Source organism: Mesorhizobium sp. B2-7-3, from assembly GCF_006440715.1.
Classification (GTDB): Bacteria; Pseudomonadota; Alphaproteobacteria; order Rhizobiales; family Rhizobiaceae; genus Mesorhizobium; species Mesorhizobium australicum.
In genome coordinates this window covers 410,060-429,748 of sequence record NZ_VFTY01000002.1, presented here as the reverse complement: position 1 = coordinate 429,748, position 19,689 = coordinate 410,060, and the positions used below count along the sequence as shown (strand labels likewise).

Sequence of the window (19,689 nt, the reverse complement as noted above, 5' to 3'; positions counted from 1 at the left end):
AAGGAGCCGCTCGTTGGATAAAGTTCGCACAGGTGCAGAGGTCAATCGCAGCTTCGTTGATGTGGTTGATGTCCACGTGGGTGGCGACGTCCACCGTATCGTCCTCGGAGGCGTGGAAGACATTCCCGGTTTTACGGTGCGTGACAAGATGGAGTATCTGCGCGACGAAGCGGACGGTCTGCGCAAACTGCTCCTTCATGAACCGAGAGGCGGGCATCCTTCACTGTATGCGGACATTATCGTGCCTCCTTCGATAGCGGGAGCTGATGCAGGGTACGTGATAATGGAGATGATGGGCTACCCGCTTATGTCCGGAACCAACACGATGAGTACGGCCATCGCGCTGCTGGAGACGGGCCGCATTCCCATGAAGGATGGCCCGAGGGAAATCGCTCTCGAAGCGCCTGCCGGGCTCGTCAAAGTTACAGCCGATTGCCAGGGAGGCAAGGTGCTAGGGATCCGGTACCAGTCCGACACGCCCTCGTTTCTGTACGCCAGGAACCAGGCGGTGGATGTGCCCGGCGTTGGATTTGTCCACTTTGATATAGCTTGGACCGGAGCTTTCTACCCGCTCATCAGGGCGTCTGATTTCGGTTTCAAGCTGATTAGGGATGAGGAGGAAGAGTTAGTCAGGTTCGCGAAGGCGTTTCTCGCGGAAGCCCGCCGGACCGTGAAAGTGGTTCATCCGGTTTTCGGGGACGAAGGTCCTTTGTCATTCGTCCAATTTGTAGGAGAGCCTGAAAAGGGTACGGAAGTCACCTTCGAGTGCCGCGGCTGCAACTATGTTTTTCCTGGCAACAATGTCGTCCGATCGCCAGCCGGTGTGCCGACCACGGCAATGCTGGTGCAACTTTACGATCGGAAAAAGTTGGCTCCGGGAGAAACGCTCAAGACGACATCGATCTTCGGAACATCCCTGAAGGCCACTCTAAGCGAAGAGGTATCCTATCATGGATTTGAGGCCGTGCGCGCTCAGATCGAAGGGTCGGGCTGGGTCACCGCACAATCTCGGCTAGTGGTCGATTTCGACGATCCTTTAATTCCATCGGACGGCTTGAAAAAGGTCCTTTCGAGCACTGCGCGAGAATGAGCAGTCTGGCGAGAATCTGGCGCCTGAACCCTTCGCTGCATGATTGAAGCTCGGTGCGTCAACCCTCAGCCAGACTTTGGTCAAGTCCTTGTTGGGCGTGTTGCAAGTACATTTCGGATTGAGAAACTCGGGGCGGCGCGAGAAACTGAGGCTGGATTTGCGCAGCACCCAGACTGGGGAATTTGCAGCGATCGACCTTGATAAGAGCATTGAAGGAAAAGTTGTTATGTATAGCGGGTCGTCATCGGTTCTGAACGTAGAGAACCTGGCTATCACTTATGAAGGGCGGAAGGCATCGCATTCGGCCGTCAACGGGGTGTCGCTGCATATTGGTGAAGGCGAAGCACTTGGGCTCGTCGGCGAGTCCGGTTCGGGCAAGAGCTCGGTCGCAATGGCCGTCTTGCGCTATCTGCCACGCAATGCCCGTACAACGGCATCGGCGCTCGAATTCCAGGGCCGCGAAATCCGCGATCTCTCAGGCGAAGAGCTGCGCCAGCTGAGAGGTGATCGCATCGCGGCTGTCTACCAGCATCCGGGCGCGGCGCTCAATCCGGCCATGACCATCGGCCGACAGATCACCGAGACGATCATGCGGCACCGCCGGGTCCGGCACGATGCGGCGCGCGGGCGCGCCGCGCAACTGCTTGGCCGGGTTAGGGTGAGTAATCCCGAGCGGGTGCTCGATCTTTATGCGCACGAGCTTTCCGGCGGCATGCAGCAGCGCGTCAACATCGCCATCGCCATTGCGCTCGACCCGTCGTTGCTGGTGCTGGACGAACCGACGACAGCGCTTGATGCCAGCGTCCAGTCCGAGATTATCGCCATTCTCCAGGACCTCAGGCGCGACCATAAGACCAGCATCTTGTTGATCAGCCACGACATCAACATGGTTCGCCGGGCCTGCGACCGGGTGGCTGTAATGCAATCGGGAATGGTGGTCGAAAGCGGTATCGCAAGCGATGTATTCGAGAACCCGTCCCATGCCTACACCAAGGCGCTGATCGCCGCGATTCCAGCTCTTAACTTCACCAAGCGTGACGGCAGGCTGGCGGAGACATTCGCGGCCGGCCCGTTGGTGTCGGGCCAAGGCGTTTCGGCTGAAACGGCGCGCCCCACCGCGGTGACCTGCAAAGGCATCAGCCATGCTTTCGGGACCCAGCCCGTGCTGCACGATGTCGATCTGGACATCTGCCAGGGTGAGACATACGGGCTGATCGGCGAATCCGGTTCCGGCAAGTCCACCCTGGCCAGGATCGTAACCGGCCTACAGGTGCCGGCCACCGGATCGGTCGAGCTATTCGGACGCGCGGTGGCGCCGCGCGTCGAGAAAAGAAGCCCGAGCGAACGGCGCGACGTGCAGATGGTGTTCCAGTCGCCAGACGGCACGCTCAATCCGCGCCAGCGGATCGGCAGGATTTTGGGCCGTCCGTTGCGGCGGCTGACCGGCCTCGGACGCGGTGCGGTAAGACAGCGTGTCGGCGACCTTCTTGCCTCGGTTCGGCTGGCCGGCGCCACCATTGACCAGAAGCCGCGTTCGCTGTCCGGCGGCCAGCGGCAGCGAGCTGCCATTGCGCGCGCATTTGCCGGCGCGCCAAAGCTTGTCGTGCTAGACGAGCCCACCTCGGCGCTCGATGTTTCCGTACAGGCAACCGTGCTCAATCTGCTCAACGACCTGCAGCGCGACAAGGATACGGCCTATCTGTTTATCAGCCATGATCTAAGGGTGGTCCGCTACATGGCCGATAGAATTGGCGTGCTCTACCGGGGCAGACTGGTCGAGACTGGTTCGTCCGAGCAGATTTTTCGCGGGCCCAATCACCCCTATACGAAGCTCCTTCTCTCGGCGTCTTCGGATGAGACAGAAGCGAAAGCTCCGGCGCAGCTCGATCTGGCCACGCAAGCGTCGGAGATGTCAGGGTGCTCGTTTGCCGGCCGCTGTCCGGTGGCGTTGCCCGATTGCGCAAGGGCGCAACCGCCTATCCGACAGCCCGGCGACGGTCATAGGATCGCGTGCTGGCGAGACGCATCCGACCGCTTCGGATTAGGCGGCATTGACGTGTCTTCTGCGCCGCAGGCTGGCTGCTGATGCAGGCTTCCTTCGCAGCGACCATGGTTTACCGGTCGCTGTAATACGAGGAGTGGACGTTTTTGACCCTATTGTGGTGAGGTCGAGGCCGGCCCGGCTATTTCGTGCTGAACCCCTTGTTTCGCACAAATGTCCCAAAAGTTGCCCGCTGCTCGACAGCATACTGACGAGCCTTGTCTTCCGACCATCCATAAACCGGCGACACCCCCCAACGATCGACATCACGTTGCTCGCTCAAGGGCTGTAGAGTCCTTCTGCGGCGATCATAATCGTCGATTGAGCTCATCGCTTTGGCGTCGTCGAAACGCCCGGCATGGACCGTCACTTCCAGAGGAAGCCGGGGGCTTAGTGGAGCGTCGTCCTTGGCCCAGCCAAAACAATAGGCCGCAAACGGTATCACCTTGTCCGGGAGGCCAAGCCACTCGGACACCTCTTCCGGAAAATTGCGGATTTCGCTGAGCGGGCACCCTGCCAATCCGACCGCTTCCGCAGCGACGATGAACCATGCGAGGGCGAGCGCCGCATCGCCGATACAATTGAAAAGAAGATCGAAATGATCATTCGGGAAGAGCCTCTTTCTTCGCTTGAACAGGCTGGAAAGACGTCGACCGTTTGCACAGAAGACTACGCATCGCGGCGCCTCGCGCACCCATGGAGACTTTGGAACCCTGTCGGCGATCTTGTGTTGGATGGCGGAGTCCACGATGACGATATCGCGCTGCTGGAGATCGCTTTTCGACGGCGCCGAAAGTGCGGACGCCACCAGTGTCCTGACGAGATCGTCGGGAACCGGCCGCCCGTCGAAGCCACGATGTACGCGGTGGCCTGCCATCAATGCAAGAATATCGGCTGCAGGAGGCGACACCGACGCGAAAACTGCCTCCTCGCATCCGAATCTCAGGGCGAGGAGTTCCTTGAACCTGTCGCCCATATGCAGCCTCCGGGTGAGCCTCGCCTCAGCCCTCCAACCAGACATATTCGGCGAAAGCAAAGCCCATCAACCCGCCGAGCGGATTTGCTGTCAGACCCTGCAACTTCGAAGACATCGCATCTATGTTGGACATGAACACAGGAATGGCTGTCCCCGCTTCCTCGGAGATCATCACCTGCATATCGCCATAGATTTCTTTTCGCTTGTTCTGGTCCAGCATGCCGCGCGCTTCAAGCAGCATTTTGTCGAATTTCTCGGAGCTATAGTGGCTCTCATTCCAGGGCGCGTCGGAAGCGTAGAGCAGCGAAAAAATGATGTCGGGTGTCGGTCGCGTCTGGAGATTCCCGAAATGGACAGGCGCCTTCAGCCAATAGTTGGACCAGTAGCCATCCGAGGGAACGCGCTTGACATCGAACTTCATTCCAATCTCGTCGCCCGCCTGCTGCAACACGGTCGCGAAATCGATCGCGGCAACCGCAGCTTCCGAGGTGATGACCGGAATGGACTGGCCTAGAACGCCGGCCTCCTTGAAATGGAACTTGGCCTTGTCCGGATCGTAGGGTTTCGGCTTGAGTTCCTTGTTGTGGTACACGTTCGTCGGGCCAATCGGTTGATCATTGCCGATTTCAGCCAATCCGCGCAAGACCGATTTCTGTATGAGCTCCCTGTTGAAGAGGTATTTGATGCCGGTCGCAAAACCCGCCCTATTGCCCGGGTCCATGTCCAGCCGGCTGTTGAGATCGGTATAGTTGCCGGGGAGCCATTTCACGATTTTGATATTCGGCTGGTTGTCGAGCAGTGGAAGGGAGCGCGGATTGAGCCTTCCGGCCAGTTGAACATCGCCTGACAGCAGCGCGTTGACGCGTGCGGTGTCATCGCTGATCGCGATCAGTTCGAAGGAGTCGAGATAAGGCAAATCCGGCTTCCAGTAATTCGGGTTCCGTTCCGCGACAGAGCGGACACCGGGCTCGAAAACCTTCATGACGAAGGGACCCGTGCCGTTACCCTTGGAGAATTCGGTGGTTCCGTCGGCGACGATCTGGAACTGACTGATCGCGAGAATCGTCGGCAGGTCGGCATTTGGGCTGGCAAGCGTAATTTCTACCGTTTGATCGTCGATGGCCTTGAAGCCGGTCATCTGTACCGCGATTTTGTTCACGACGGAGCCAACCGCCGGGTCGAGGTGTCTTTTCAGCGAGAAGATAACGTCGGCGGATGTGAAGGACTTTCCATCGTGGAAGGTAATGCCCTTGCGCAATTTTACCGTCCAGATCTTGGCGTCCGCCGTGTCGATGCTTTCCGCCAACTCCATTTTTGTTTCGCCGTCTTCGGCAAGGAAAGTCAGACGATTGTAGACGGCGGCGCAACGCATATGGTCGATCGGCAAGGACGCCTTGGCTGGGTCGAGCGTCTCGGCTGTCGAGGAGTTCCAGGCGGCCACCCTAATCGAGCCACCACGCTTGGGCGTTGCGGCGACGGCGGACGTGGCACCCTCGAGAAGACCAATTCCGGCCGCGGCTGCCAGGCCACCGAACATCAACATGTTCAACAATTCACGTCGTGTCGCACCGCGACGGATGGCGTCTTCTACATATTTCTCGTCTATGGTGGTCCAGTTGCTGATCCTGTCCGACATCGAAACCTCCCTGTTGTTGTTTTGAAATCGTCGCACTTGGAGTTCGCTGCCGATTGGCAGCTTGGATGGCGCGATCAGTCTTGATGCGATCCGTTCTTCGCGCCGAAGCACGGCCGCGCTACGCCGAGATTCTCGCGCAGCGTGGTACCCTCATATGCAGTCCTGAAGAGATTTCGCCGCTGGAGTTCCGGGATGACGGTCCGGACGAAAACCTCCAGATCGCCGGGCAGGACAGGCGGCATGATGTTGAAGCCGTCGGCGGCCTCGGCGTCGAACCATTCTTCCAGCCCATCCGCTATGTCCGCAGGTGTGCCAACGAGGGTCCGGTGGCCGCGGGCTGACGCAACGTTTTTGTAGGCCTCCCTGATGGTATAACCCCTCTCCCGTGCGAGATCCTTGATCATCTTCGCCCGGCTCCATTTCCCGCTCACATCGACATCGGGGAACGGTTCATCGAGGGGAAAGCCCGACATGTCCGTTTCCATCATCAATGACAGGAGGTTCACCCCGACATCGGGATGGATCAGGTCCTGGAGCTTGCCGAAATTATCTTCCGCTTCGGCCCGGCTGCTGCCGACGATCGGCATGACGCCAGGCATGATCTTGATGTCCGAAGGCGCGCGTCCATACTTGCCGGTAAGGGACTTCAAATCCGAATAAAATGCCTTTGCCGGCCGGATATCTTGCTCTGCCGTGAAGACAACGTCGGCAAACCTGGCCGAAAGCTCCTTCCCAGGCCCGGACGTGCCGGCCTGAATAAGAACGGGCCAGCCTTGTGGCGGCCTTGAAACGTTGAGCGGGCCCTTCACACTGAAATACTGGCCGCGATGCCCTATCACATGCAGCTTCTCAGGTCGAAAATACGTGCCTTCTTCCTTGTCCATGGGAAAGGCATCATCTTCCCAACTGTCCCAAAGGCCGCAGACGACTTCGACAAATTCTTGTGCCCGATCATACCGGACGCCGTGTTCAAAGTGTTGGTCCATACCAAACTGCAAACATTCGTCCTGGGTGTGAGACGTGACTATATTCCACGCCGAACGCCCGTTGCTCATATGATCCAAGGAAGCGAACTTGCGCGCTAGATTATATGGCTCCATGAATGAGGTGGTCTGCGTAGCCGCCAAACCGATAGTTTGGGTGACCTGAGAGAGCGCGGCCAGAAGTGTAATTGGCTCGAAGTGCGCGATATTCCTATTCGTTCTCTTTAGAATCTCCCTTTCTTCAGCGACAAAACCAATCCTGTCGCCAAGAAATATCATGTCGAATAGCCCACGCTCGGCCATTTGTGCGACAGCAACGTAATGTCCGATATTCATCCCGGCATCCGCCTGGGCTTCTGGATCACGCCAAGAAGCCAGATGATGACCGGCAGGCATCAGGAACGCCCCGAGCTTTAACTTTTCCGCTCTTTTAGCCATGCCCTCCTCCCACGTTTTCCCATCTGTAAGGATCGACGGTCCGTGTCACGAACCCGGCACTACCTCGTACTCGGTACGGAATTGAAAAATCTGAAGACGCGCTTCATTGCGGCAAGCTCAGCTTGGCCGTGCGTCCACCGTCGATCGCCCACACCTGTCCAGTGACGAAAGAGGCTTCTTCCGATGCCAGCCAGGTGACAAGCGAGGCCACTTCTTCTGGCTTCCCTGTGCGGCCAACCGGATGGATCTTGGCGACGTTGTGACGAAAATTCGCCTGATCCGACATGCTGGCGATGAAAGCGACATTGAGCTCGGTGTCGGTCCAGCCGGGGGCAACGGCATTGCAGCGGATCCCTTCGGCGCCGCACTCGACGGCGACAGCGCGCGTAAGCCCGTGCAGCCCCGCCTTCGAAGCGCAATAGGCCGCGTGCTGCGGATTGGAAGCCAAACCTTCGATTGAGCCTATGTTGACAATGGTCCCCCTGACGGCTCGTAAATGGGGCAATGCGGCCTTGATGAGCATGAAAGGCGTGGTGAGATTGACCGTCAGCGTGCGCTCCCAGTCCGCGAGCGACATCTCTTCGGTCGGGACTTCCTGCATCACGCCGGCATTGTTGACCAGAACATCCAGCCTGTTGGCCTGACCGATGGTCTCAGCAACGACCTTGGCGGCACTGCTCGGGTCGGTAAAGTCTGCCCGGATGCAGTCGAATTCTGGATCGTCTCCGCGCTGCGCGGTAAACACGCGCGCGCCCTCGTCCCGCAGCTGGCGTGCGACGGCTTGGCCTATGCCACTGCGTCCACCAGTAACCAGCGCCACCTTTCCGTCGAAACGCTTCATAAGACTAACTTTCCACCATCAATCTGCACATCGCGCCGCGTCGGACCAGGGGTCGCGAACCTTACCTCTCAATCCTCAGGAGATTAACGGCGATATTTCCCGTTTCCGACGATCTACAAAAGCATCCAGTTCTGCACGGACCGCCTCGTCCATCGGCGGCTGCTCGTAGTCCGCCAAAACTGCCTTGGCTTTTTCTCGTGCGCGCGTGGCCGCATCTTTGGAGCCATTGGCTTTCCACTGCGGATAGGTGTCGTAATCAAACAGCTCGGGCATCAGGAAGCTGTCTTCAAACACTTCCATGGTGAATGGATCACCCAGATAATGGCCCTGTGGCTCGATCCGCCGGATCGCTTCCATGGCCGCATCCAGTCGATCCAACGAAACGCCTTCAGCAAGCCTGCGATACAGAACACATTGCTCGGCCTCGATCATCAGCTTTGCATAACAGGTCACCAGTCCACTTTCGTCCCAACCACCGGCATGCAACATGAGATTTGCACCCGCGGTGATGCCGGTATACATGCCCATCGCGCTTTCATAACCGGATTGCGCGTCGAACACCTTTGAACTGGCCTGCGCAGCCGTGGTCCTCCAGGGCAGGCCGTAATGGCGCGCCATCTGGCCCACTCCGTATTGGATGAGAGCAATCTCAGGCACACCCGCCATCGGGGCACCCGATTTCAATGAGGTGGAAGCCGTATACTGTCCGAAGATACATTTCGTGCCGGGCTTGTAGATCTGCATGTAGGCAATGCCGGCCAGCGCCTCCGCCGACAACTGGGCTATGGACGCAGCGATATCGGCTGGAGCATTTGCCTGCGCGAGCACGAAAGGAGACAGCATACAGACCTGATCCGCATCGGCGTAGTGCCTTGCGCATTGCAGGAGAACGTCATCCCACATGCGCGGCGAGACGCAGTTGATGTGGTTGACCAGGACGGCGTTGTTGGCGACGAAGTCCCGCCCATGGACGATCCGGGTCATTTCCAGACAGTCGAGAGAGTATTCCGGGTTGTTTGGAACCCCGAAAAAAGGAAGATCTGTGTAGATCAGCGTGCTTCTGATCCATTCCAAGTGCCGATGAGGAACGGCGATATCCATTGCCTCGACGATGAACCCGGGGCCAATTTGATAACACGGGGACTTCTGAACGAGCTTGTTGAAGTTGTGGACGTCCTGGAGGGTCGATTCACGACGCACGCCTTCAAGGTCACGAACGTAGGGCGGGCCCTGAACTGGGCTGAAGACAGTATCGCGCCCTCCGAAACTCACCCGCCGGGCCGGATTGCGTGACGCAAACTCCCATTGCTTGGGGGCCTTCGCAATCAGCTCATCGATCATGCCACGCTCAGGAAAGACGAGACTGCCTTTTACCTTCGCTCCAGCTTTCCTCCAGTCCTCCAGAGCCCTCTCACAACGAAAGGCTATTCCGATCTCTTCAAGAATCGTCATAGCGGCGCTGTGGACACGCTTGAAGCTGTCTTCGTCTAGAACCTCCGTAAATGGCAAGACGTTTTTGACGTGGGGCAAGCGAAGCGAGGCGCGCCTGTCGGCCCTGTCAGTCTTGCGCTTTTCCCTTCCCTGGCGGCGGCCAACGGCGGCATCAGTCATCGAAACCTCTTGTAGCTGGTCGAGCTAACAGATAAAAATATCCTTATCGGCCCAAATCTGATCTCGGCGCTGGACTTAGGGAAAACTATAGAACTTTCAGCTGTGTAAGAAAGAAATTATCCGGGGCTGCCTTTGGAAAAAAATCGCGATGGCGATAGACTGGATTGATGAAGGTCCCTTCATTATGATGTCGAAGGACGCTCAGGAACGCGTTCGTAGTCAGACCGCGAGGGTGCTATGGACGACAATTGGAAACCGGAACCCGCCAGTGCACAGGCACCCTCTCGACAACTTGGAGCGGAGAATAAACTCCGCCGCATGATTTCTTCACCGAACGCGCTTTTTGCCTTCGAAGCGGTCGTACGGTGCGAAAGTTTTCGAGCGGGTGCTGCAGAACTCAATGTCACCCAGCCCTCGATTTCCTATCAGATCAAAAAGCTTGAAGAAGCGTTGGGTGTTGAGCTCTTCATTCGTCGCGGAGGTCGCAAGGTGTTATCACCAAACGGCCTGATACTGGCGAAGGCGTTGGACTTTGGCTTTCGGGCGATTGAAAATGCGTTGGCCGAAATAAAGCGCTCGACAAACAAGCGAGTGGTGACGTTGTGTCTCTCGGCAACCCAGGCCTCGGAAATATGGCTGCCCCGGTTGAGCAGTTTGCGGCAACAATGCCCCGATATCGACCTTAATCTCAGAATCGTTGATCATGAGGTCGATCCGGATGAGGAAAGCGCAGACATCTCCATGCGCCTTGGCTACGGCGACTGGCCCAACCTGAATAAGTGGTATCTGTTTCCAGAAGTCGTTTTCCCGGTTTGTAGCCCATCATACTTGAAGAAAAATGGAAAAATCACGTCTCTGGAGGACCTGGCAAGCCGTACGCTTCTACACTTGGCAGAAGCATACCCACGCGGCATAGGGTGGCGCGACTGGTTCGAGCGGTTGGGCTTGACGCGATACAATACGAGGGAACGCCTTCGATTTTCGGATTATCAGCCGTTGGTCGAAGCGGCGATAATGGGTGAGGGCATTGCGCTTGGCTGGGAGGACTTTTCGAGCGTTCACCTCAAAAAAGGCACCCTGGTCCGCGCTATTGATCTGGAGGTGAAGACCGACAAGGCCTTTTACATCGTGGCTTCACGATCACAGCCAGCTCAGGCTCAGCACGTTGAAGACGTGCGGAACTGGATGCTCAGTGAATTTCCCGCACCATCTGACAAAAAGTCGAGATGATACGTTAGAACCGCAGCGATCAGTCTTCTTATCGCGCTGTTTGACCTGGGTGTTGCCGAAGTGGAACCGCCGGCAATCCAACAAAGCAAATCTCGCGACGCAGTTCGTAAATGTCCGCTTTCCACGTAGCTGATTGCCGGAAGATGCGTTCTGGAGACGAGTGGTGTCGCTATTATTTCTCCGTATCGGCCCTAATGATCCGAAGGTGATAACGCTTCCCCAACAGGATCTGAGATTCCCATACGGATAATTTCCGCAAAGCGCGCAACTACGGGATGACTGTCATCGCGGGTCTTCAATATATAGGATACGGGATTTAGCCTCGGCAGATCGGTCGCAAGCACATCGATCAGTCCAGAAGCAAATATTTCTGTTCGAAGAGTAATTGCCAGATCCGATTCAACCGCGACCCTAAGTGCTGAGAGACTAGCGGTTTCCAGAAAGATTCGATAAGGCCGGCCGGCTGCTTCCAGCGGAGCGATGGCCATGTCACGAAAGCGGCAGGGGCTTTGCATCAAAGCCAAGGGCACCTCTTTTAATTTCAGGAGATCTTTGCAGCCAAGCCAAACTGTTGGAGCACTGCATATCGCTGCCGGATCGTCTTGCGCGCCGATTCCCAGAGCCAGATCGAGCCGGTCGCTTGCCAGCAGATCCATTAGCTCCATTGTACCTCCCACGCGAACCTGCAGTTGCGTGTTCGGGTTTGCCTTAACGAAGCGTAACAATATTTCGCCCAGCAGGGCCTCGGCGAAGTCCTGAACCAGGCCGACGCGAAGAGCTCCAGCCAAGGACTCACCGGTCAGCGCAATGACTGCCTGATCGTTGGTCGTCAGAATACTGCGAGCATATCCCAGCAATTCCTCTCCCGCAGGGGTCAGCCTAAGCCGACGCCCCTCGCGATAAAAAAGAAGCGTCTGCAGCGTCTCTTCGAGACGTTTCACCTGCAGGCTTAAAGCAGACTGAGTAACGAATATTCTTTCGGTGGCTCGCCCCATCCATCCGGACTCGACGATGGCGACAAAACTTCTCAATAACTCCATTGGCAAATTGAGCATCGTTGTACACCCACTAATCCCTTAGTCTGCAGCTAAAGGTATTGGTCAACTTACCAGCCCCACTCGACGGCGCAGACAAATGGATACCATGTAGGGGCCGATCAGCTGGTGGAGGAAGACCTTGGACGTTCCTAGAAGCTCGTTGTGACAACGTCAGATTGGGGAACCCGAAAGTCGAGGCGGTTTGGATAAATTCAGCTTTTGCGCCGCTGCATCAAATGCAGATCGTCCCGCGGCAATCAATATCGTGTCATTTTGGGGAGCATGAGCACGGCTACACAATACGTTGCGATAATGCCGCTCCAGCTCGTTATGCCGGGTCAATCCGGGATTTCCGATCGCCTCCAATGCAGTCGATACCGCGTCAATTGCGTTCTTGGTCACCAGATATTTCATGAGAAGGGCGTCTGTCGTCGGTGGCGGCGCACCATTGTCCGTACAGTCACAGAAGTTTTTCAGAAGGGCGCGATTAGCCAATAGCAGCGCATCGATCCGGCCGACCAGATCCTGAAACCGCGGCAGGGTCGATAACGCGGCGCCGAGATTGGATGGTGTTCGCGTCTGAGCGAAATGGATGAACCAATCACGGGCTGACTGTGCGATACCATCATACAATGCACCAAGCAGAACTGCCATCCATGACGATTGACGGTCATTGGCTATCTGCCAATCGGGGGGTTGTCGGATGTCTACCGCATGATCCAAAGGTATCTTGACCTTCTCGAGAACAACATCGTGACTCGCCGTCGCGCGCATTCCAAGGTGGTTCCAGGATTCCTCTATCCGGACACCTTGTTCGCCTTTGGGAACCAAAAAATATCCTACGAGCGGGCGATCATCGTCGGTCCTTGCCCACACAAGCATATAGTTTAGTACATAACTTCCGGTTGAAAATATTTTCCTCCCCGTGATGACCCAGCCGTCACCTTTGCGCTCCGCCAGCGTGGCGGGCAGTCCCCCGCGAGAAGGAGTCCCCAACTCGGGTTCGACGCGAAGAGCATTTGCCAATGCCCCATGGCTTATTGCCCGCTGCTCCAACATGAGACGGATATGCTTTGGCCATCTATCCAGGCCGTCCATGCCGGTCAGACTCATATATTGCATAGCCAAGATCAAAGCGGTTGACGGCTCTCCTTGGGCAATTTCCCGGATCACCTTTGCCGCGGTTGCAAGCACACCTCCCATCCCTCCCCGCTCCACAGGGATGGTGAGAGCAAGCAATCCCTTTTCGCGTAACGCCTCGAAATTTTCCACCGGCACCGTGCCCGTAGCATCGTAATGGGCAGCAGTTTTACTGAAGTTCTCCCGCAGCTCGGCAAGTTTGCTATCGATACTAGATGAATTTTCCGAATTCAGGTTTGTATATACCGCAGTCATAGCTCCACTCTCTTCTTTAGGATTTTATGATTTTTTAGATGTTCAGGGTGCGATACCGCCGATCGAAATAGACCAGCGGATCTGCGTTTCTACGCCTGATGCTCGTTATATTGACGATGAATATATCGTGGGTTCCCGCATCAATAAGCCGCTCGATGCTCCCGACCATGGAGATCAAGGCATTCTCAAATTCGGGCAGTTGTCCGAATTCCCGCATCCATAAGGACGGATCAAAGCGCTCGTTAAAACGCTGGGCGCTCGAGAAACGCTCAGCCTCCGCCTGATCCGTATCGGAAAGTATCGCGATGCTGCAATGGCTTGAGCGGGACAGCGCTTCATAACTATGAGCGGCCTTCCTAATGCAAAACAGCACACTCGCCGGATCGGTCGAGAGGAGGGGGGGGTCAACGAACTGACCAACATCCCCCTGGGAAATCCGGATTCGACACATGCCACCACGGCCACACCCGTCGCCAGACATGCCATGGCATCCTTGAACGAGGCGGATGTGCGCTCTCTTGAATCCGTTCGGTTTCGCAGTTTCGGCAAATTTCGATCGATGTTTCCAGTATATTCCATCAATTTTTTTCCTCTGGAAGGTAAGTTTGATTTATCGAAACGTTCGAACTGCGATTTGGATGTTTTTATCCAAGATGCTGCCCCTCAGAGCATGTGGCGAAAACTTATCAGTTTGTCTTTTTTGGTCTAACGACATTTCGAAATACCAATTATGCGGCACGCAAATGAATGGTCTCCTTAGCGATCGATTGCTTTATCCGTGAGCGCGAGGCGGCCATGGCGAGCAATAGGGTAGACGAGTTCCCCGCGACATTTTGAGGCTTACTCATTGCGGAAGGTATGCTGCAGACCCGCGAGTTCTGCCGTCACCATCTTGCCGGCCTGAACTACCTTCGGGATCAGTTTCTCAATCGTGTCGATCGTCAGCCGCGTTGACGGGCCCGATATTCCGATCGACGCAATAGCATTGCCTGTGGGATCGAAAATCGGCGCAGCCACCCCGTACACTTCCTCGCGAAATTCCCCACAATTGATTGCGTAGCCATTGGCCACAATGCATTCCATTTCCTTGTCGAGATGCTTGGGCGAGGTGATGGTTGCGCTGGTGTATCGTTGCAGCTTTGCAGCGACACTCGACCGCAAATGCCGGTAATTATAGGCGAGGAGTATCTTGCCCGTTGCGACGCAGTGGAGCGGGGAGCTTCCGCCTTTTTGGGTATACGCCCGGACGGGCCGATCTGACTCCAGTTTGTCGACGTAAAGGACCTCGAGCCCGTCCAACACTGACAAATGGACTGACTCGTTGCACGAGTCCGCAAGGAAGCGCATTGCCAGAGACGAGACGCCGGGCAAATCCGTTTGAGTGAGAACGGTATTACCAAGCTTCCAGAGCTTCATTGAGCATCGATAGTTGCGATCGGCATCCTGCTGGATGAAACCGAATTTCTTGAGCGTCACGAGAATTCGATGGGTGTTTGACTTTGTGAGGTCAGCTTCGGACGCAATCGCGGTCAGGCCCTTGGAGGTGGGCGATGACGCTAGGTTTTCGAGGATCAATAGTCCCTTGGAGAGCGTGGCGGACAACTCGATCTTTCTTCCCAATAAGGTCGACCGGTTGGCCGACAAAAACAATTTGCATTAGCCTACGCCTTGTGTCAACATTCGAACCAGGTGTTCTACATCTCGGAACAATTTCAGGGAGTCTCAAAAAGATGTTGGATTCCCGAAGGTCTTTTTGAGCGGTATCGCCGCCCCATTGAATGAAGGGGAAAATGTTCCAAGGGAAGCAGCTTCAATGAAAAAACTTCCGTTCCCGCGACTGATTTTGGGCGGTATATGTGGCCCGAAAGCTAAACTTCTTTGCTATGCAGCAACACTGACGCTCCATAAGAAATTAGTATGAAGAGTACGATTCTCGACCTTTTGTGGCGACGTATGGCAAGTGCCTTACTAACGCTGCTGATTGTCTCTTTTGCAATATTCTTTGCCACTTCGCTTTTGCCGGGCGATGTAACGGAGATTCTTTTGGGTCAGGCAGCTACGCCGGAAGCGGTTGCGGGCCTGCGCGACGCAATGCATCTCAATGATCCGGCAATCATTCAGTTTTTAAAGTGGCTGGGCGGGCTCGTGATCGGCGACCTTGGAAAGTCCTATTCCAATAATATGCCAGTTGCCGACCTAATTGGGGGGCGCCTGGTAAACACCCTAGAACTCGGTCTCGTCACAGCCCTGATATCTGTGCCGTTATCGCTGGCACTTGGCATTACGGCCGCAATCAACCATGGCACCGTCTATGACCGAGCAGTATCTGCTCTTACTGTCGGAGTCATCTCCGTACCTGAATTTCTCATAGCCACAACCGCCCAGCTTGTCTTCGCTGTGTATCTGAAATGGCTTCCAGCTCTATCACTTGCGAGTGATATCAGTTCGATAGGTGAGTTGCTGCGTATCTATACCATGCCGGTGATCACCTTGATTTTTGTTAATTCGGCTCAGATGATCCGCATGACGCGCGCGGCTGTGATCGAAACTCTCCATACCCCATACGTCGAAATGGCACGACTTAAGGGCGCATCGCGCGGCCGAATCGTATTCAGGCACGCGCTACCCAATACGCTTGGGCCAATCTTCAACGCAATTGCACTTTCACTATCATATTTGCTTGGAGGCGTCATCATCGTCGAAACAATATTCAACTATCCTGGCATAGCAAAGCTTATGGTTGATGCTGTATCCACGCGCGATCTACCACTTATACAATCATGCGCGATGATTTTTTGCGTTGGATATCTTGTGCTTGTTACGGTCGCAGATATCGTGGCAATTCTGTCAAACCCGAGGCTACGGTGATGGTCGCAACAGATGCAATCTCCGTCGCAAGTCGCAGGTCGCGTTATAAGCTCAACAAAGTGGCGATTGGCTGTTTTGCTGTCATTATAGCGTGGACACTCGTCGCGATTTTTGCTCCCCTAATAGTACATTATCCCATCGGAAAGATTGTCGACTCCAACTATTTTGGCCCCATCAGTCGGAACTTCTGGATGGGCACTGACTACCTTGGGCGTGACATGTTTTCCCGCATAATGATGGGAGCGCGTTTTACAGTAGGCATCTCTCTCATCGCCGTACTCATCGCTTGCTTCAATGGCGTTGTGCTGGGAATGATGGCCGCGGTAATTGGCGGTTGGTTTGACACGATTGTGAGCCGCCTGATGGACGCGCTGATCTCCATTCCCAGCAAACTGTTCGGTCTGGTCGTCGTTGCCGGTGCGGGCTCATCCCTCCAGGTACTGGTCTTCACGTTGGCAGTGATCTACACCCCGGGTTCCTATCGCTTCGCCAGAGCGTTTGCGGTCAATATCAACACCATGGACTATATTACGGTCGCACGCGCTCGAGGCGAGCGTCTGGGATACATAATCAGATCCGAAATTCTACCGAACATTCTGGCTCCCGTCCTCGCCGATTTTGGCTTGCGGTTTGTATATATTGTGCTCCTTCTGTCGGGGTTGTCGTTTCTTGGCGTTGGCGTGCAACCTCCAAACGCGGACTGGGGCGCCTTGGTCCGAGAAAATCTCGATGGTCTCTCCTTTGGAGCGCCAGCGGTCATGTTTCCCTCCCTGGCGATCGCTACCCTTACGATTAGCGTCAATCTGCTTATCGACAATCTCCCGCAAAAGATCCGTGATCGGAGTGAGTAATGCAGGAACTTGTCAAAATTAGAAACCTCAAGGTCGAAGCCAAGACGGACTCTGGACGGCTGGTCGAAATTATTCGCGATGTGTCTTTCGACATCGTTGCGGGTGAGGTTGTTGCCCTGATCGGTGAAAGTGGGTCGGGAAAGACCACGATTGCCCTGACGTTGATGGGCTATGCACGGCCAGGCTGCCGGATCAGCGGCGGCCAGGTAATGTTTAATGATCGCGACCTCGTCACATTGCCGGAGCGTGAAAGGGCGCGGCTCAGGGGAAATGAAATTGCCTACGTTCCACAAAGTGCTGCGGCGGCTTTCAACCCCGCTATCAAGATAATTGACCAGGTGACGGAGGTCACCGCTATCCACAAAACAATTCCAATGGATCAGGCGCGTATCAAAGCCGTTGAGCTGTTCCGTGCGTTGGCGCTGGCTGATCCGGAAACAATTGGAGACCGCTATCCGCATCAAGTCTCCGGCGGTCAACTGCAACGACTTGCTGCCGCGATGGCCCTGATCAGTGATCCAAAGCTGATGATCTTCGATGAACCCACCACGGCCCTGGATGTTACGACCCAGGTAGAGGTCTTGCGCGCATTTAAGGCTGTATTGGCCGAGAGAAATATAGCTGGCGTATATGTTTCACATGATCTCGCCGTAGTAGCTCAGATTGCTGATCGTATCATTGTTCTCAAGGACGGCGAAATACAGGAGGTCGGAGAGACCGACCAAATCATCAAGAGTCCTCTACATCCCTACACGAAAGACCTGATTGGCGCAGTTGAACCAGCAACCCTGCGACGCGACGACGATAAGGGCCAAGGCGACTCTGTTATTCTGGAGGTTCGCAATTTGATAGCCGGCTATGGTGCAAAGACGGCCAAAGGATTACCACAAGTCGTCGCCGTAAATTCCGTCGACATCAAGATATTGAAAGGCCGCAATCTCGGCGTTGTGGGCGAATCCGGGTCTGGCAAATCCACTCTAGCTCGCGCAATTGCCGGTATTTTTCCAGCGGCATCAGGAACTGTCATCTTCGATGGCAACGAGCTTGCTCTTGACGCTCGTCAACGCACGCGAGAGGCCTTGCGCCAACTGCAGATCGTTTTCCAATCCGCCGATACGTCGCTTAATCCTTCCAGATCAATTGAGGATATACTGGCGCGACCGCTCCAATTTTATCACGGCATGAATCGGGAATCTCGCGCCAAACGCATCGATCAACTCCTCGATATGGTGCAACTGCCTCGCACCGCAAAATTTCGCTTACCAAGTGAACTTTCGGGGGGGCAGAAGCAGAGAGTCAATTTGGCACGCGCACTTGCTGCAGAGCCGAAGCTAATTCTCTGCGACGAAGTCACGTCAGCTTTGGACACGGTTGTTGCTGCCGCAATTATCGACTTGCTGAAGGAGCTACAACGCGAGTTGGAACTTTCCTACCTCTTCATTAGTCATGACTTGTCGACAGTACGCGCCATTTGCGATGACGTCGCCGTCATGTTGTCGGGTGAAAAAATAGAGCAGACTTCGCCTGAAAAGTTTGGCCGTACGGATGCTCATCCCTATTCACAACTCCTTTTCGCCTCTGTTCCGAAGCTGGATTCTGGGTGGCTTGATGCTCTCGAACAAGATCCGAAACTGACGAAAGCTTTCTTTGGGAGCAAAGGCGCGTGATGTCGAAGGCCTCGCGCCTTCGCCGCCTGCCTTATAATCAACACCTTACATTTGATGGACGGAGCTCAATGGGCAGTTTCAAGATGATCGAAAAAGGCAACCCTGCCGACGATTCGCGATTGTTTCGGCGATGTCTAGGTCTCTTTGGAACTGGTGTCGCTGTCATCACAACTCGACACCAGGGAAAGAACGCGGGTGCCACTGTCAATTCGGTGGCCTCAGTGTCACTCGATCCTCCCCTCGTCCTCTGGTCTATCAGCCGGACCTCAAGAAGCTTCGACATTTTTCAGAACGCCGAGGGGTTTGTCGTCAACATATTGGCAAAAGATCAAGTGGATTTATCCCGGCACTTCGCCAGCCCGGCCCCCGACAAATTCGCACAGGTCGCGACGACGCCAGGTTGGAATGATATTCCAACCATCGATGGCGCTCTTGTCCATATCGAATGCCAAAATGAAAGTTCCTACGATGGTGGTGACCACGTCATCAAAGTGGGGCGCGCTTTGAATGTTTGTGCATTCGAAGGCGATCCATTGATGTTTGTTCAGGGTCGGTACGCCGTCGCCGTCGATCATCCCGGCATGAGAGTACGTCCGGAAGTTCCCAAACAGGCCGAAGACCGCTGGGAGCCAGTTCCCAACAGCATGATCTCCTTGATAACCAGGGTAAACCGTCTGCTCTTGCAAAAGTTTGAGGAGCAGCGAGCGGCTGAGGGAGGGCACCAGTCCGTCACGCGCGCCATGGACGCGCTGGGTGAAACGCCCAACATAACAGTGTCATCCCTGGCCAAGAAGACGTTCCAGGGTATCCGGGACACTGAAGATGCCCTGGCTGAAATGAAGTCGATGGGCCTCGCCGTGCAAGAAGGCGACAGGTTTAGTTTAACCCACGCTGGCTATGACAGTCGCGAAGCGATACGGCGCAGGTGGCTTCAATTCGAAGCCGAGGAGTTATCCGATCTTTCGCAGAAGCAAATCGCCGACACAATTGATGTTCTTAGTCAACTTTGGGCTAGGAAGTGACCA

16 protein-coding genes are annotated in these 19,689 nt (G+C 55.4%); 7 read left to right on the top strand and 9 right to left on the bottom strand.

Going from position 1 to position 19,689, the window contains the following annotated elements; genetic code table 11:
- Positions 1-13: 13 nt before the first annotated feature.
- Positions 14-1,090, top strand: a complete 1,077-nt coding sequence (locus FJW04_RS06095) for a proline racemase family protein (RefSeq protein WP_140712962.1) — start codon at positions 14-16, stop codon at positions 1,088-1,090.
- Between the two features lie 43 nt (positions 1,091-1,133).
- The gene (locus tag FJW04_RS06090) at positions 1,134-3,176 is read left to right on the top strand and encodes an ABC transporter ATP-binding protein (RefSeq protein ID WP_246673724.1); all 2,043 of its coding nucleotides are present in this window, start codon (positions 1,134-1,136) and stop codon (positions 3,174-3,176) included.
- A 97-nt stretch (positions 3,177-3,273) separates the two neighbouring features.
- On the opposite strand, the gene FJW04_RS06085 is transcribed toward FJW04_RS06090, so the two are convergent.
- The 5 genes from FJW04_RS06085 to FJW04_RS06065 all read right to left on the bottom strand — a co-directional run bounded on the left by FJW04_RS06085 (position 3,274) and on the right by FJW04_RS06065 (position 9,616).
- Positions 3,274-4,107: a nitroreductase family protein gene (locus tag FJW04_RS06085; protein WP_181172888.1), complete on the bottom strand. Its 834-nt coding sequence runs from the start codon at positions 4,105-4,107 to the stop codon at positions 3,274-3,276.
- Positions 4,108-4,132: 25 nt separating this feature from the next.
- Entirely contained in the window at positions 4,133-5,743 is a 1,611-nt protein-coding gene (locus FJW04_RS06080) for an ABC transporter substrate-binding protein (protein ID WP_140712958.1), read from the bottom strand.
- A 74-nt stretch (positions 5,744-5,817) separates the two neighbouring features.
- Positions 5,818-7,164: an LLM class flavin-dependent oxidoreductase gene (locus FJW04_RS06075; protein WP_140712956.1), complete on the bottom strand. Its 1,347-nt coding sequence runs from the start codon at positions 7,162-7,164 to the stop codon at positions 5,818-5,820.
- 103 nt (positions 7,165-7,267) lie between these two features.
- Complete coding sequence (locus FJW04_RS06070) at positions 7,268-8,005, bottom strand: SDR family NAD(P)-dependent oxidoreductase (RefSeq protein ID WP_140712954.1); 738 nt, start codon at positions 8,003-8,005, stop codon at positions 7,268-7,270.
- 75 nt (positions 8,006-8,080) lie between these two features.
- A complete protein-coding gene (locus FJW04_RS06065) occupies positions 8,081-9,616 on the bottom strand; it encodes a trimethylamine methyltransferase family protein (RefSeq protein WP_140712952.1) in 1,536 nt (511 codons plus the stop codon).
- A 237-nt stretch (positions 9,617-9,853) separates the two neighbouring features.
- Between FJW04_RS06065 and FJW04_RS06060 the strand changes: the two genes are divergently transcribed.
- A complete protein-coding gene (locus FJW04_RS06060) occupies positions 9,854-10,846 on the top strand; it encodes a LysR substrate-binding domain-containing protein (RefSeq protein WP_140712950.1) in 993 nt (330 codons plus the stop codon).
- 191 nt (positions 10,847-11,037) lie between these two features.
- On the opposite strand, the gene FJW04_RS06055 is transcribed toward FJW04_RS06060, so the two are convergent.
- From FJW04_RS06055 to FJW04_RS06040, 4 genes are all read right to left on the bottom strand, one after another.
- Positions 11,038-11,901, bottom strand: coding sequence for a LysR substrate-binding domain-containing protein (locus tag FJW04_RS06055; RefSeq protein ID WP_140712948.1), 864 nt, complete (start codon positions 11,899-11,901; stop codon positions 11,038-11,040).
- 153 nt (positions 11,902-12,054) lie between these two features.
- Entirely contained in the window at positions 12,055-13,278 is a 1,224-nt protein-coding gene (locus FJW04_RS06050) for an acyl-CoA dehydrogenase family protein (protein ID WP_140712946.1), read from the bottom strand.
- Positions 13,279-13,312: 34 nt separating this feature from the next.
- Positions 13,313-13,759 (bottom strand): flavin reductase family protein, encoded by a 447-nt coding sequence (locus FJW04_RS06045; RefSeq protein ID WP_140712944.1) that lies wholly within the window; start codon positions 13,757-13,759, stop codon positions 13,313-13,315.
- 359 nt (positions 13,760-14,118) lie between these two features.
- Positions 14,119-14,928 (bottom strand): IclR family transcriptional regulator, encoded by an 810-nt coding sequence (locus tag FJW04_RS06040; RefSeq protein WP_140712942.1) that lies wholly within the window; start codon positions 14,926-14,928, stop codon positions 14,119-14,121.
- Between the two features lie 267 nt (positions 14,929-15,195).
- Here FJW04_RS06040 and FJW04_RS06035 point away from each other — a divergent pair, with 267 nt between their 5' ends.
- From FJW04_RS06035 to FJW04_RS06020, 4 genes are all read left to right on the top strand, one after another.
- On the top strand, positions 15,196-16,146 hold the full coding sequence (locus FJW04_RS06035; protein WP_140712940.1) for an ABC transporter permease: 951 nt from the start codon (positions 15,196-15,198) through the stop codon (positions 16,144-16,146).
- Positions 16,146-16,997: an ABC transporter permease gene (locus tag FJW04_RS06030; protein ID WP_140712938.1), complete on the top strand. Its 852-nt coding sequence runs from the start codon at positions 16,146-16,148 to the stop codon at positions 16,995-16,997. The genes FJW04_RS06035 and FJW04_RS06030 overlap by 1 nt, the downstream gene beginning before the upstream one ends.
- Positions 16,997-18,664, top strand: a complete 1,668-nt coding sequence (locus FJW04_RS06025) for an ABC transporter ATP-binding protein (protein WP_140712936.1) — start codon at positions 16,997-16,999, stop codon at positions 18,662-18,664. The genes FJW04_RS06030 and FJW04_RS06025 overlap by 1 nt, the downstream gene beginning before the upstream one ends.
- A 68-nt stretch (positions 18,665-18,732) precedes the next feature.
- The gene (locus FJW04_RS06020) at positions 18,733-19,686 is read left to right on the top strand and encodes a flavin reductase family protein (RefSeq protein WP_181172887.1); all 954 of its coding nucleotides are present in this window, start codon (positions 18,733-18,735) and stop codon (positions 19,684-19,686) included.
- The last annotated feature ends 3 nt before the right edge of the window (positions 19,687-19,689 follow it).